Annotated in this window: 12 protein-coding genes and 1 pseudogene; 9 read left to right on the top strand and 4 right to left on the bottom strand. The window is 64.0% G+C overall.

Going from position 1 to position 13908, the window contains the following annotated elements:
- Positions 1 to 192 precede the first annotated feature (192 nt).
- From P6U24_RS36175 to P6U24_RS36165, 3 genes are all read left to right on the top strand, one after another.
- Entirely contained in the window at positions 193 to 1791 is a 1599-nt protein-coding gene (locus P6U24_RS36175; RefSeq protein ID WP_407157145.1) for an alpha-amylase family glycosyl hydrolase, read from the top strand.
- 114 nt (positions 1792 to 1905) lie between these two features.
- A complete protein-coding gene (locus P6U24_RS36170) occupies positions 1906 to 2079 on the top strand; it encodes a hypothetical protein (protein ID WP_407157144.1) in 174 nt (57 codons plus the stop codon).
- A 339-nt stretch (positions 2080 to 2418) separates the two neighbouring features.
- The gene (locus P6U24_RS36165; protein WP_407157143.1) at positions 2419 to 2709 is read left to right on the top strand and encodes a hypothetical protein; all 291 of its coding nucleotides are present in this window, start codon (positions 2419 to 2421) and stop codon (positions 2707 to 2709) included.
- Between the two features lie 262 nt (positions 2710 to 2971).
- Here the strand turns inward: P6U24_RS36165 and P6U24_RS36160 are convergent, their stop codons facing one another.
- A complete protein-coding gene (locus tag P6U24_RS36160; RefSeq protein ID WP_407157142.1) occupies positions 2972 to 3205 on the bottom strand; it encodes a hypothetical protein in 234 nt (77 codons plus the stop codon).
- A 62-nt stretch (positions 3206 to 3267) separates the two neighbouring features.
- On the opposite strand from P6U24_RS36160, the gene cyoB reads away from it, so the two are divergent.
- A complete protein-coding gene (gene cyoB, locus P6U24_RS36155; RefSeq protein ID WP_407157141.1) occupies positions 3268 to 5274 on the top strand; it encodes a cytochrome o ubiquinol oxidase subunit I in 2007 nt (668 codons plus the stop codon).
- 24 nt (positions 5275 to 5298) lie between these two features.
- Here the strand turns inward: cyoB and P6U24_RS36150 are convergent, their stop codons facing one another.
- Entirely contained in the window at positions 5299 to 5718 is a 420-nt protein-coding gene (locus P6U24_RS36150) for an NUDIX hydrolase (RefSeq protein WP_407157140.1), read from the bottom strand.
- Between the two features lie 183 nt (positions 5719 to 5901).
- Here P6U24_RS36150 and P6U24_RS36145 point away from each other — a divergent pair.
- The 5 genes and pseudogenes from P6U24_RS36145 to P6U24_RS36125 all read left to right on the top strand — a co-directional run.
- A pseudogene (locus P6U24_RS36145) lies at positions 5902 to 6105 on the top strand (patatin-like phospholipase family protein); the annotation flags it as partial.
- An 85-nt stretch (positions 6106 to 6190) separates the two neighbouring features.
- Positions 6191 to 6856 (top strand): patatin-like phospholipase family protein, encoded by a 666-nt coding sequence (locus tag P6U24_RS36140; RefSeq protein ID WP_407157139.1) that lies wholly within the window; start codon positions 6191 to 6193, stop codon positions 6854 to 6856.
- A gap of 146 nt (positions 6857 to 7002) precedes the next feature.
- Positions 7003 to 8199, top strand: coding sequence for an NADH-quinone oxidoreductase subunit D (locus P6U24_RS36135; RefSeq protein ID WP_407157138.1), 1197 nt, complete (start codon positions 7003 to 7005; stop codon positions 8197 to 8199).
- 185 nt (positions 8200 to 8384) lie between these two features.
- Positions 8385 to 9269 carry a manganese catalase family protein gene (locus tag P6U24_RS36130; protein WP_407157137.1) on the top strand — a complete coding sequence of 295 codons (885 nt, stop codon included), beginning with the start codon at positions 8385 to 8387 and terminating at the stop codon, positions 9267 to 9269.
- A gap of 209 nt (positions 9270 to 9478) precedes the next feature.
- Positions 9479 to 11233: an SDR family oxidoreductase gene (locus tag P6U24_RS36125; protein WP_407157136.1), complete on the top strand. Its 1755-nt coding sequence runs from the start codon at positions 9479 to 9481 to the stop codon at positions 11231 to 11233.
- Between the two features lie 16 nt (positions 11234 to 11249).
- On the opposite strand, the gene P6U24_RS36120 is transcribed toward P6U24_RS36125, so the two are convergent.
- Entirely contained in the window at positions 11250 to 11639 is a 390-nt protein-coding gene (locus tag P6U24_RS36120; RefSeq protein ID WP_407157135.1) for a c-type cytochrome, read from the bottom strand.
- A 14-nt stretch (positions 11640 to 11653) separates the two neighbouring features.
- Positions 11654 to 13609, bottom strand: coding sequence for a thiamine pyrophosphate-binding protein (locus P6U24_RS36115; RefSeq protein ID WP_407157134.1), 1956 nt, complete (start codon positions 13607 to 13609; stop codon positions 11654 to 11656).
- Positions 13610 to 13908: the final 299 nt, after the last annotated feature.

Here is a 13908-nt window from a genome sequence, read left to right as displayed (position 1 = left end):
GCGGATGCGCTTCGATGGCGTGTCACGCGGGCGTGTGGGCGCTCGCAACTGTGTTGGGCGAGCGGAGATCGATTGCAGGCGATTCAGTCGACACATCCGCCCCATGCGCAACGCTTTGCGCCGTGAACAGGAACCGTCGCGGCCTGAGCGCATTGGGCTCGGGCTTTCAGGATCCAGCAAACATTCATCGAGATGCCGAGCGACATATCTTTTCCATCCGGATTGCACTGGTGGCAGGACGCGGTGATCTATGAGATCCCGCTGATCTCGTTTCAGGACAGCGATAGCGACGGGAGAGGCGATATTGGCGGGCTACTCAAGCGGCTCGATTACCTGCAATGGCTCGGCGTCGACGCGGTCTGGCTGACGCCGATCTATCCGACGCCCTTCCGCGATTTCGGCTACGACATTTCCGATTATTGCGGCGTCGATCCCGCTTACGGCTCCAGCGAGGATTTTGACCGCCTGGTGGCCGGCCTGCACGGCGCAGGCATACGTCTGATCATGGACCTCGTGCCGAACCACACTGCCGCCGAGCATCCCTGGTTCAGGGAGAGCTGCACCAGCCGCGATAACCCGAAGGCGGACTGGTATCTGTGGGCCGATCCCGCAGGCAATGGTGGGCCGCCGAACAACTGGCTGAGCCGATTCGGCGGCAGCGCCTGGCACTGGCACCGTGCGCGCGAGCAGTACTACTATCACTCCTTCCTGCCGGAGCAGCCGGATCTCAACTGGCGCAATCCCGAGGTCCGCGCTGCGATCAGCGAAGTCATGCGTTACTGGCTGGAGCGGGGCGTCGACGGCTTCCGCGTCGATGCCAGCGCCGTGCTGATCAAGGACGCGCTGCTGCGCGATAATCCGCCGGACGTGGAGGCGGACGCAAATACCCCGCCGCCGCAACGCTACACACCCGTTTTCACCGACGATCGCCCGGAGACGATGGCCTGCATCGAGACGCTGCGTTCGGTGATCGACGAGTATGACCGCAAGCTGCTCTGCGGCGAGGTGCAGGGCAAGACCGATCGCATCGGCCATTTCTACGGTGATGGCAGGCCGCGCCTGCATCTGCCTCTTAATTTTGCGCTGCTGGATAGCCAATGGAGCGCGTTCGCGCTGCAGGCCACGATCGACGCCTACTATAACGCATTGCCTGAGCATGCCTGGCCGGTGTGGGTGATCGGCGGTCATGACAAGCAGCGGGTCGCCAGCAAGATCGGACATGCCCAGGCCCGCGTGCTCGCGATGATGTTGTTCACCTTGCGGGGAACGCCGATCTTCTACATGGGCGACGAGCTGGGGATGGAGCGCGTCCGCATCCCGGATGACAGGGTGCGCGATCCCTTTGCGATCAAAGTGAAGGGATTCGATCTCGGCCGCGATCCCGAGCGCGCGCCGCTCCGCTGGGATGACAGCCCGCATGGCGGTTTCACCAAAGGCGAGCCATGGCTGCCGCAGGGCAGGCCTGAGTTCAATGTGAAGAGCCTGCGCGACGAACCGAACTCGATCCTCAACCTCTATCGCGAGCTGATGGCGCTGCGGCGCGCGACGCCATGCCTGATGCGGGGCGACTACCAACCGATCCGCGCCCGGGACGATGTGCTGGCCTATCGGCGCAGCCTGGGATCGGAGCAGATCCTCGTGCTGCTCAACATCGCCGGCGAGCCGCGCCGCTGGGACTGTGGCGGAACCGGACTGTGCCTGCTGTCCACCGATCCGGCGCGACAGCGTGGGCCGCTTGATCGTGCCATCCAGCTGCAGGGGAACGAAGGCATGATCATCGCCACGCAATGAAGCAATGCCCGGCGGATCCGTTTCCAACTCCCGGCGCAAGTTTGCGTGCAGCTGTTTGGGAACGTGTGCTCTTGGAACTCGTTGGTGTCATTCCGACAGATCAAGGAGTGACCAATGTCCAGGATGCCTCCCGTACCGCCGGAGCAACGCAGCGACAAAGGACCTGGCTCCGACCCGAAGATCGAAGTCGACGAGAAGGCGCCTGCCCGCGAGAATTTCGATACCCAGGGTCGGCAGGGCAACATCAAGCAGAACACCGCCAATCAAGGCTATCAGCAGGATCGATAATGCCCCACAAGAGTCCGAACACCGAGCGCTTCGGCGGACCCGGCTCATCGAGGCAGGATCGCGAGCATCCAGAGAAGGGTGGGCGCGAGCATGACCGTCCGACACCGGGCTCGCCGACCAGCGGACGAAAATCGCAGGTCTCAGGCGGTGGCGGCGAGCGAGATGCTCACCATACGCACGATGACAGATCGAGGAGCTGACGCTCGTAGCAGAGCCGGATCGTGACAATCTCTCGCACCTGTTATCACAGGTTAGTCTCGTGGCAACGCGTTGCGGGCGGGGCGATCCGACTCCCGTCCAGGCAGCATCATCAGAACATCTGCTCGCTGTATAGGAACGGTGACGCCGTTCGCGGCATTGCTGAGCATGACCCGAATCATATTCAGCGACTTTCGCGAGAGCGTCGCCGAGAAGGCTTATGAGATCGCCTACGATTACATCGAGCGATCCGGGGCCATGCGCGACGAGTTCGAAACCTGCGTATTCCTGGCGCAGCGCTTGAGTGCGATGATCGAGGAAGGCCAGACCAACAAGATCCGCATGGCGAACAGGGCGATCAGCGAGTACCAGCGCTACATCGGCGAACGCGAAGGGACCATCCGCAACGGAAGCTGCTGCGGCGATCACTAGCTATGTTCCGTTACAATTCTCGGTTCGGCGCGGCGTCATCGTTCCGCGCCGGCAGATCGACTGTTTTGCGCGCATCGGCCGGACACATGTCAGTTCGTTCGTCATTGTTGGTGCTCGCGTGATGAGTTCGGCGTGATGTTCAGGCCGATTTACCTATGTTGATGCAGAACCTCCCTCGAAATGTACTCTGAAGGCCAGGCGAGGGCGCATTCCGGTTGTGCTGAGATGGAAATCGAAACTCGGAAGAAGCCACGCCGCCGCTTCACGCCGCCGCTTCAGGCAAACCCAGCCGCTCGCTGAGCGGTTGTTGAGATCGGCGCGTGAGGCGCGCGACGCGGCCGAGCGGCTGCGGCCGGGACTGGACCGGGCGCAGCTGCTCAAGCGTGCGCGCGAGGCCGAGGTGATCGTGCAGCTCGATCAGTTCCCGAGAGCGCTGACGCGATATCCGCGCGGGTCGTGAGCTGATCATGAAGATGTGCAGCTTCACGATCCACATGTGCTGACGTCGGGCTGAATCGGGCAGGGCTAAGCTCTGCCGAGGGGTTGTTGGAGCGCGCGATGCTTGGAAAGCTCAGCTGGTCGGCCATCCCGATCGATCAACCGATTCCCCTGGTCGCTGCGGGTGTCGTCCTCGCCGCGATCATCGGCGTCCTGCTCTGGGTCCTGATCAAGGGCTACATGCCCTATCTCTGGCGCGAATGGATCACGAGCGTTGATCACAAGCGGATCGGCGTGATGTACGTGCTGCTGGCCTTCGTGATGCTGCTGCGGGGCGGCACCGATGCCATCATGATGCGGACGCAGCAGGCGTTTGCGTTCCACTCGAACGGTTATCTGCCGCCGGAGCACTATAATCAGATCTTCTCCGCTCACGGCACCATCATGATCTTCTTCGTCGCGATGCCGTTCGTGATCGGGCTGATGAACTTGATCGTGCCGCTTCAGCTCGGGGTCCGCGACGTCGCCTTCCCCACGCTCAACTCGGTCGGCTTCTGGCTGACCGCGACCGGCGCGTTGCTGGTGAACGTGTCGCTGGTGGTCGGCGAGTTCGCCCGCACCGGCTGGCTGCCGTTTCCGCCGCTGTCCGAGACGAGGTATTCGCCGGGTGTCGGCGTCGACTACTATATCTGGTCGCTGCAGATCTCCGGAATCGGAACTCTGGTCGCCGGCATCAATCTGGTGACGACGGTGCTCAAGCTGCGGACCAGGGGCATGAGCTATCTGCGGATGCCGATGTTCTGCTGGACGACGCTGGCATCGAACCTGCTGATCGTGGCGGCGTTCCCGATCCTGACGGCGACGCTGGCCATGCTGATGCTCGACCGCTACTTCGGCTTCCACTTCTTCACCAACGAAGCTGGCGGCAACATGATGATGTTCATGAACCTGATCTGGGCTTGGGGGCACCCGGAGGTCTACATCCTCGTGCTGCCGGCGTTCGGAATCTATTCGGAGGTCGTGGCGACCTTCTCCGGAAAATCCCTGTTCGGCTATCGCTCCATGGTGCTGGCGACGATGGCGATCTGCATCATCTCCTTCATGGTGTGGCTGCATCACTTCTTCACGATGGGAGCCGGGCCGGAAGTCAACGCGGTGTTCGGCATCGCCAGCATGATCATCGCGGTGCCGACCGGGGTGAAGATCTACAACTGGCTGTTCACGATGTATGGCGGCCGCGTCCGCTTCGAGACGCCGATGCTATGGTCGATCGGATTCATGGTGACCTTCATCATCGGCGGTCTCACCGGCGTGCTGGTCGCGGTGCCGCCGGCCGATTTCCTGCTGCATAACAGCATGTTCCTGGTCGCCCATTTCCACAACGTGATCATCGGCGGTGTGCTTTTCGCGGCGTTCGCCGCCGTGACCTACTGGTTTCCGAAGGCGTTCGGCTTCCGTCTCTACGAAAGCTGGGGCAAGGCGGCGTTCTGGTTCACCCTGCTCGGCTTCTACGTCACCTTCATGCCGCTCTATGCGGTCGGCTTTCTCGGCATGACGCGGCGCATGCAGCACTATGACGTCGCCGAATGGCGTCCCTGGCTGCTTGTCGCGACCTTCGGCACCGGGCTGCTCACCATCGGCGTCATCCTGCAGGTGCTGCAGCTGGTCTTCAGCGTTCGCGACCGCAAGCTGCTGCGCGACACCACTGGCGATCCCTGGGATGGCCGCTCGCTCGAGTGGGCCACATCCTCGCCGCCACCTGTGTTCAATTTCGCGATCCTGCCGAATGTCACCGGAGAAGACGCCTATTGGACGATCAAGGAGCAAGCGAAGCGACAGCAGCTGCGCCATAAGCACGCGCCGGAATACGAGGCCATCGAGCTGCCGCGCAACTCGCCGACCGGTTTCGTATGCGCATTCTTTGCCACGGTGATGGGCTTTGCCCTGATCTGGCACATCTGGTGGATGGTGGCGCTCGGTGGCGTCGGAGCGTTCGCGACCTTCGTCGTTTTTGCCTGGCGCGACCACGACGAATATGTCGTGCCGGCCGCGGAGGTGGCGCGGATCGATCGTGCCATCATCGAATCGCGACGTGGGCTTGTGACGCCTTCCGTGCCGGCCGAATAGCAAGGTGCGCGGGACTGCGGACGATCAGTGCCGGAGAGCCTGCTGGCGGGCGAAGCGCCGGATCAATCGCCGCAGCTCGGGCCGATCGACCCGGCGCGCGGCTTCGGACGCCGGCAGCCAGATCGCACGCCGCTGTCCGCGCTCGGGCCAGTCCTTGTGCCGCTTCTTGACCTTCAGGGGAAACACCTTCACGTCGAGCACCAGCTTGCGCTTGCCCTTCCGCTTGCTGTGCCTGAAGCGGCCGATCGCCTTGGCGCTCACGCGGCCGAGCAGCCCGGCTTCTTCGTAGGCTTCGACGGCCGCGGCCCGATGCGGCTGCTTGCGGCGCATCGGCCAGCCCTTCGGCACGGACCAGCGTCGCTTGCCGCGGGTCGTGATCAGGAGAATCCGCAGCTTTGCCGACTTGGTCCTGAAGGGGAGGGCGGCGATCTGCTTGTCCTTCATGATTGCCCCCATCTGTCGATCGGTGAACGGGTGTGTTTGGTGTTCGTTCCTATCAGCCGGCCTGCGCGCTGCCCACGCAGGGCGGAGTGAACCAAACTTGTCAGTTCCACGTTGCCGGAGCGCACGCGACCGCCGCCCCCTTCACTATCAATAGGATCACCAACATTGCCGGACAAGCTCAATGTGCTCGTGTTCTCGGGAGGCCTCGGGCTCGGCGCCTATCACGCCGGCGTCTACGAGGCGTTTCCATTGCCGCTGCATTGGTGCTGCGGCTCGTCGGTCGGCGCCATCACGGCCGCACTGATTGCAGGCAATCCGCCGGAGAAGCGAGTGGGCGCGCTGCGCGCCTATTGGGAGCAAAGCCTTGCGGCGCCGACCCGGCGCGGCGCCGATCCCTTGCGCCACGCCTTCGCCTGGATGTCCGCGCTCGGCACCCGGGTGGTCGGCAGCGAGGGGCACTTTCATCCAAGGCTTGATCGACCCGCTGCGCTTCCGCAGCTTCTACGACCTGGCGCCGACCCGCGAACGGCTGGCGCAGCTGATCGATTTCGATCGCCTCAATGGCGGCGAGGTGCGCCTCACCATTGCAGCGACCGATCTGAAGACCGGGGATGCAGTCCTGTTCGAGACGCAGCGCGATCGCGTCACGCTCGATCACGTCATGGCCAGCTGCGGCTTCCTTCCGGAGTTCGCCGCGCTGCAGATCGATGGGCGCTGGCTCGGTGACGGCGGCCTGTCGATGAATGCGCCGTTCGATCCCGTGCTCGCCGAGCCCGTGCCCTTGCGCCTCTATGTCGTCGATCTCTTTCCCCGCGACGGCGAGGCGCCGACCAGCCTCGAAGCGGCATCGGAGCGCAAGAGCGACCTGATAATGGCCAACCAGACCTACCAGCGACTTGGGATTGGACTGGCCGCACGCCAGCTCAAATGGCAGCTCGAACGGCAGGGGGTGCCCGACGATGCGATCCATCTGTTGAGCTACCGGCCGGGCGCAGAGGAGGCAGGTCCGGAAAAAACCTTCGATTTTTCGGCCGCCGCGATCGCGCAGCGCTGGCGCGCCGGCTCTCTCGATATGCAGCAGGCGCAGCATGCCTTCCGCGAGTCCGATGGAATAAGGCTGGTTCGCCGCGGCGCGTGACGGGCCGGCCGTGCCTCTACGTCGGTCCCCCGCGCACGCAGCTAGGAACGGAGCACCGAGGCGGCCGTTTGCGAATTGTCGGAAATCCTGCAAGCGATCATCTGCGCCGCGTGGATTTTCATCGGCTTTGTGCAGCAGGTGAACCAATGGACGAGCACCACGAAAGCTTTCGCAACTTCACCATCAATTTCGGCCCGCAGCATCCCGCGGCGCACGGCGTGCTGCGCCTCGTGCTGGAGCTCGACGGCGAGGTGGTGCGGCGGGTCGATCCGCATATCGGGCTGCTGCATCGTGGCACCGAGAAGCTGATCGAAGCCAAGACCTACCTGCAGGCGATTCCCTATTTCGATCGGCTCGATTATGTCGCACCGCTGACGCAGGAGCATGCATTCTGCCTCGCCATCGAGCGGCTGCTCGGCATTGATGTGCCCCGGCGCGGCCAGTTGATCCGGGTGCTCTATCACGAGCTCAGTCGGATCCTCTCGCATCTCCTGAACGTGACGACGCAGGCGATGGACGTCGGCGCGCTGACCCCGCCGTTGTGGGGCTTCGAGGAGCGCGAGAAGCTGATGGTGTTCTATGAGCGGGCGTCGGGCAGCCGGATGCACGCCAACTATTATCGGCCGGGAGGTGTCCACCAGGACCTGCCACCGAAGCTGATCGATGACATCGAGGCCTGGTGCAACCCGTTCCTGCGCGTGGTTGACGACCTCGACCGGCTGCTCACGGCGAATCGAATCTTCAAGCAGCGGAATGTCGATATCGGCGTGGTGCCGCTCGATAAGGCCTGGGCCTGGGGCTTTTCGGGCGTGATGGTCCGCGGCTCCGGCGCGGCCTGGGATTTGCGCAAGGCCCAACCCTACGATTGTTACGCCGAGATGGATTTCGACATCCCCATCGGCCGAAACGGTGACTGCTATGATCGCTACCTGATCCGGATGGAGGAGATGCGGCAGTCCGTCCGTATCATGCAGCAGTGCATCGCCAAGCTGCGCGCGCCGGACGGGCAGGGACCGGTGCTGATCCAGGACAACAAGGTCGCGCCGCCCAGGCGCGGCGAGATGAAGCGCTCGATGGAGGCCCTGATCCACCATTTTAAGCTCTACACGGAGGGCTTTCACGTCCCGCCTGGCGAAATCTATGTCGCCGTTGAAGCGCCAAAGGGAGAGTTCGGCGTCTTCCTCGTCTCGGACGGAACTAACAAGGCCTATAAATGCAAGATACGATCGCCAGGATTTGCACATCTTCAGGCCATGGACTTCCTGTGCAGCGGACATCTGCTCGCCGACGTCTCGGCGATCCTCGGCTCCCTCGACATTGTATTTGGAGAAGTCGATCGTTGAACATGAGCTCGGCCGCTAGCCGGTCTGCGCTGGGTGCCGCACATGAACGAGCTTACGCGTTGCGCGTCTAACCTGGATTAGCTCGTCGCAAACTTAGAGCCGTTCTGAATGTCACAGAGAGCGTAAGTAGGAACGTCGCACAAGGGTTCTCATTGCCGCTGTACATCCCAAATGGAGAACAGCGCATGTACTATTTCGACAAGAGGCTTCAATATCCCGTGGCGGTCGAGACTCCGGATCCGATCTTCGCACGGCAGCTCCAGCAGGCGATCGGCGGTGTCGAGGGCGAGATCCGCGTCTGCCTGCAATATTTCTTTCAGGCCTGGGGAGCGCGTGGTCCGGCCAAATATCGTGACGTTCTGCTCAACACCGCGACCGAGGAGATCAGCCACATCGAAATGCTGGCGACGGCAGTCGCCCTCAATCTGGAGAACGCGCCGGCGACCATGCAGGAGACCGCGTTGCAGGCCAATCCGGTCGTTGGCGCCGTCATGCAGGGCGGCGAACGGCCGCGTCATGTCATCGAAGGCATGTTGCACCGGCATCTTCTGTCGACGGGCATGGCCGCGTTTCCGGCCAACTCGGACGGCGTCCCGTTCGATTGCTCGCACATCTATGCCAGCGGCAATCTTGCCGCCGACATGTATTGCAATGTCGCGGCGGAAGCGACGGGCCGCACACTCGCCGTCCGGCTCTACAACTCGACCAGCGATCGCGGCATGCAGGACATGCTGAGCTATCTGATCGCGCGGGACACCATGCATCAGCAGCAATGGCTGGCGGTGATCGAGGAGATGGGGCCGAATGCGCTGCCGATTCCCAACAGCTTCGATCGCAGCAAGGAGGCCACGGAGTTCAGCTACATGTTCATGGGCACCGAACGGAATGGCGCGCCAGTCCCGCCCGGCCGCTATTCCGAAGGACCCTCGCTCGACGGACAGGGTACCTTCGCACCCAACGAACGGTTCGAGCCGCTCGGAGAGGCTCCCAATCTCGGGCCGGCGCGCCCCGATAGCGCGGCGCAGCGCGAGCAGATGAGCGGCGATCCCAAGACCATGGCGCTCACATAGGGCCTTCTGGAAGGCTGCGCCTTGCCTTTCGGACGGATTGTGCGGCCGCTCAGGGCGTGAGCGCTACGGTACGAAATGACGCAAATGGCTGCATCTGTCCCGGCCATTTGCATCGCAGCCCTCAGGCATCGACATCGATCGCGAAGGATTGCAACCATGGAGATGCCAGCTGGTTCTCCTGAAACAATCGCGGCGTCGGGAAAGCCATCATGAGCAGCAATCAACAGCACCTGAGACCGGTCACGGACGGCGTCTGGATCGTCGATGCCGGACACATCAATGCCGCCGGACTTTCGCTTCCGGTGCGCATGACCGTGATCAGGCTGTCAAGCGGCGATCTGCTGCTGCATTCGCCGACCAGATATTCCGAGGCCCTGCACCAGGAACTGACGCGCCTTGGGCCGATCAAATACCTGCTGGCGCCCAATGTCGCGCATTGGATGTTCCTGCCGCAGTGGCAGCACGCCTTGCCGGAAGCCGAGCTGTTTGCCGCACCGGGGCTCGCCGATCGCGCCCAGGTCCGCCGTTCTGGCCTCCACATCGATCGCGAGTTGGGCGATGCGACGCCAAACGAATGGGCTGAGGATATCGAATTGGTCCTGATTACCAGCTTGTTCTTTTCCGAGGTCGAGCTGTTTCACAAGCCGAGCCGCACCCTGGTGTTGACTGACCTGGTGCAGAACCTGGCGCCGGAGCGGCTGTCGTTCGTCGCCCGCGCCGCCGCCGATCTGCTCGGGATCACCGCACCCGATGGCACCGCGCCGGCCTACTTGCGGCTGCTGTTGCGGCTCGGCGGCCGCTCGGTGCAGCAGGCCGTGGCCCGGCTGATCCGGCTGCGGCCGGAGCGGGTGATCTTCGCCCATGGCCGTTGGTTCGAGAGCGGCGGCACCCAGCAGCTCCGACGCGCGCTCGCCTGGCTGCCCTCCGCGGTCAAGGCCAGCGATGCGCTGGCGGTTCCGCGAGACCTCGCTGCGCAGCGTGTGGTCGTGACCGGGGCGTCGAGCGGCATCGGTCGTGCGACGGCGCTGGCGTTGGCACGCAAGGGCGCCAGCATCGCGCTTGCCGCCCGCCGCGCGAATCTGCTGCAGGACCTGGCGGCCGAATGCAACGCGCTCGGCGGCCACGCCATCGCTGTTCCCACCGACGTAACCGACGCCGAAGCCGTGCAACGGCTCGCCGCCACGGCGGAAAAGGCATTCGGCGGCATCGACGTCTGGATCAACAACGCGGGGACCGGTGTATTCGGTGCCTTTCAGGATGCCGACCTCGCGCTGCATCGGCGCACCATCGAGGTCAACCTGCTGGGCACGATGAACGGCGCCTATGCCGTGCTTCCGGTGTTCCTGCGCCAGCGGCGCGGCATCCTGATCAACAACATCTCGATCGGCGGTTGGGCGCCGACCCCGTTCGCCGCTGCCTACACGGCCAGCAAGTTCGGCCTGCGGGGATTCTCCGCCAGCCTGCGCCAGGAGCTGGCGGCCCATCCGAATATCCATGTGTGCAGCGTCTTCCCAGCCATGGTCGATACGCCCGGCTTCGTTCACGGCGCCAACGTGTCAGGTCGCAACCTCGATCCCGGCCCCATGCTGTATCGGCCCGAGGATGTCGCGGAAGCTTTCATGCAGCTGATGCGTTCGCCGCGCGATGAAGTCGCAGTCGGCTGGCCCGCCCGCCTTGGACAGATCTCCTATGCGATGGCTCCGTATCCGACCGAGCACGTGATGGGCGCAGCCTTCCGCTTTCTGCTGTCGCGGGCAAAGCGCGCCGCGCGCAGCGAGGGTACGATGCTTGCACCGGCCGAGATCGGCGCCACTGCCAGCGGCGGCTGGCTGGCGCGCAAGCGGCTGCCGCCGGCGGACCAGATGAGCAGGATAGGTCTCGTGCTCGGGCTCGGCTTTGCGGGGATGGTTGGCCTTGCGCTGATGCGCGGGACGGATCGCGGCGATCGGTACCGACGCAGGTAAGCAGCGGGCGTTATCGTCACTCGTTGAGCAAGGGAATATCCTTGGCCGGCCGCGGCCCCGGCAGCGAGCGCAGGAAGGCGTGGATGTCTGCGGCGTCCTTGTCAGTGAGCACCTCCGCGGAGAATGACGGCATGTCGTTCGGCGCCTCGCGCAGGTATGAGATGAAGGAATCGACCGGCAGCGCGATCTGAGCGAGCGCCGGCGTCGCATAGTTGAAGCGGCCACCCTGGCCGGCGCGGCCGTGACATTCGAAGCAGCCGTCAGCCATGTAGAGCCGTTTGCCGTTCACGGGATCGCCGGTCGGCGCGTCGTCATCGGCGCGGGCGACGGCTAACGACAGTACCGCGACCAATAGCGCTGTGGCCGCGATGGTCGATGCGAGGATCGTAAGCTCTCTGACATTCATGTCCGCCGCTCCGCTCAGCGCTGATCCATGACGACGTCGAGCAGCGCCGGCTGACCCGACTTGACCACATCGATGGCGCGCTTCAGCGCGGGCCCGAGCTGGCTCGGATCTTCGATCGGCCCCTCGCCATGGACGCCGAAGCCCCTGGCGATGGTCGCATAGTCGACCGAGGGATCCTTCAACGTCGTGCCGATGTCGGCCTTGGTGATGCCGCGGCCGTGTCGCGCCGCCATCGCCTGCAGGTACATGTATTCCTGGTGATAGGCGCGGTTGTTGTGGACGATATAGAGCAGCGGAATGCGGTGATGCGCGGCCGTCCAGAGCGTGCTCGGCACGAACATGAAATCACCGTCGCCGCCGATCGCCACGGTCAGGCGGCCGCTGCCCTTGTTGGCGAGCGCGGCGCCGAGCGAGGCCGGCAGCGTGTAGCCGACGCCGCCGCCGCCGGAGACGCCGTTCCAGCGATGTGCCTTGTCGAAGTTCCACAAGCGATGCGGCCACGACAATCCGATCGAGGTGCCGACCAGTGACCAGTCCTCGTCCTTGATCTGGCCATAGAGCTCGGCGCACAGCCGCGCCGACGTGATCGGGCTCGCATCCCAGCCGATGGTCGCGTCCGATTTCGCCTGCTCGACGGCCGCCAGATGCGCGGCGGCCAGCTTCTTGCCGCGCGCCTCGAAGGTGGCCTTGCGTCCCTCGTCGATCAGCTTTTTCACCTGCTCGGTCAGGGCCGGCAGGCTGGCCTCCGCGTCGCCTGCGATGTCGAGGTCGACCTCCTGGTAGCGGCCGAGATCCTGGTAGTTCGATTTCATGTAGAGACCGCGCGTGCCGAGCGTGGCGATCATGGCCGTTTTCTTGGTGCGCGGCTCGGAGGTGCGATTGATCCGGTCATGGAAATCGCTCAGCGTGCCCCACAATTCGTTGAGCTCCATGGCGACGATGAGATCGCTGGAGGCGAGGATGGAGCGGCGGAACGACTGGTTCAGCGGATGACGCGACGGGAAGTTCATCCGGCCGTAATTATCGATGACAGCGCATTGCAAGGTTTCCGCCAGCTCGACCAGCCGCGGCATGGCGGCCGGCGTGCGCGCGACGCGGTCGCAGATGATCACGGGATTTTCCGCAGCGACCAGCATCTTGGCGAGTTCGGCCAATGCCGCTTCGTCACCCTGCGGCGGCGTCAGGCGCGTCAGCTTCGGAATCCGCAAGGCGTCGCGATTCTCGATCGGGTTCTCCTGCAGCTCGGCATCGAGCGAGAGCATCACCGGCGCCATCGGCGGTGTGATCGCGATCTTGTAGGCGCGCACCGCCGATTCCGCGAAATGCTGCAGCGAGGCCGGCTGGTCGTCCCATTTGGTGAAATCGCGCGTCAGCGCCGCGGGATCGATCGCGGAATGGGGCCATTCGGCACCAGGCGCGCGCTTGTTCGCCTCCATGATGTTGCCGCCCATCACGACGACGGGCACGCGGTCGCACCAGGCATTGTACATCGCCATGCTGGCGTGCTGCAGACCGACCACGCCATGGCAGATCATCGCGAGCGGCTTGCCCGCCATCTTGGCATAGCCCTGTCCCATGTGGACCGCGATCTCCTCATGCGGGCAGGTGAGGATCTCGGGTTTGGTGTTGCCGCCGTGATTGATCAGCGCCTCGTGCAGGCCGCGGAAGCTCGAGGCGCAGTTCATGGCGAGATAGTCGATGTCGAGCGTCTTGAGCACGTCGACCATGAAATCGCCGCCGCTCGAGATCTGATTGACCGGATCGGCCGATGGCGGCATCGCATCTGCCGCGGCAAGCCTGGGTCCGGGCACGCGCGCCTTGGCGCGCGGTGCTTGTTCGGCCGTGGGAGAGACGGCGGCGCCGGCGGGCGCCGTGAGGGCTGCCGCGCCCACCAGGCCGGCGCCCTTCAGGAAACTCCGCCGCTTGTCGTCAGGTGCGCCGCCTCGTCCAAAGCTGTTTGTCTTGGACATGAGTTCCTCCCGACGATGTGCAGCAGTTCCTTGTGTCCGCCGATCATCGGGAGTTTCAGCGCCGCTCTCGCGCGCGTCAACAAACGGACGCGTGAGGGTGCAATGTGTCCGCTGCATCCCCCAGGGTTGTGCGGCGCGGGGCGTTCAGAAAATGTGCGACGACGGTCCGCTTCTCAAGAAGACCGGCCGACTTGCGGCCATCTTTGCGGCGTAGGATTGCAACGAGCTCGCTTCTCAACCGATTCGTTTCGGGACGAAGGGTGCGAATACGGCGGCTGGCGTCGGCATGTCGCGCGCAT

Origin of the sequence: Bradyrhizobium sp. STM 3557 (assembly GCF_045571465.1) — a bacterium.
GTDB lineage: Bacteria > Pseudomonadota > Alphaproteobacteria > Rhizobiales > Xanthobacteraceae > Bradyrhizobium.
Note: the sequence above shows the minus strand (reverse complement) of the source record. Positions and strands in the feature narration are given on the sequence as shown.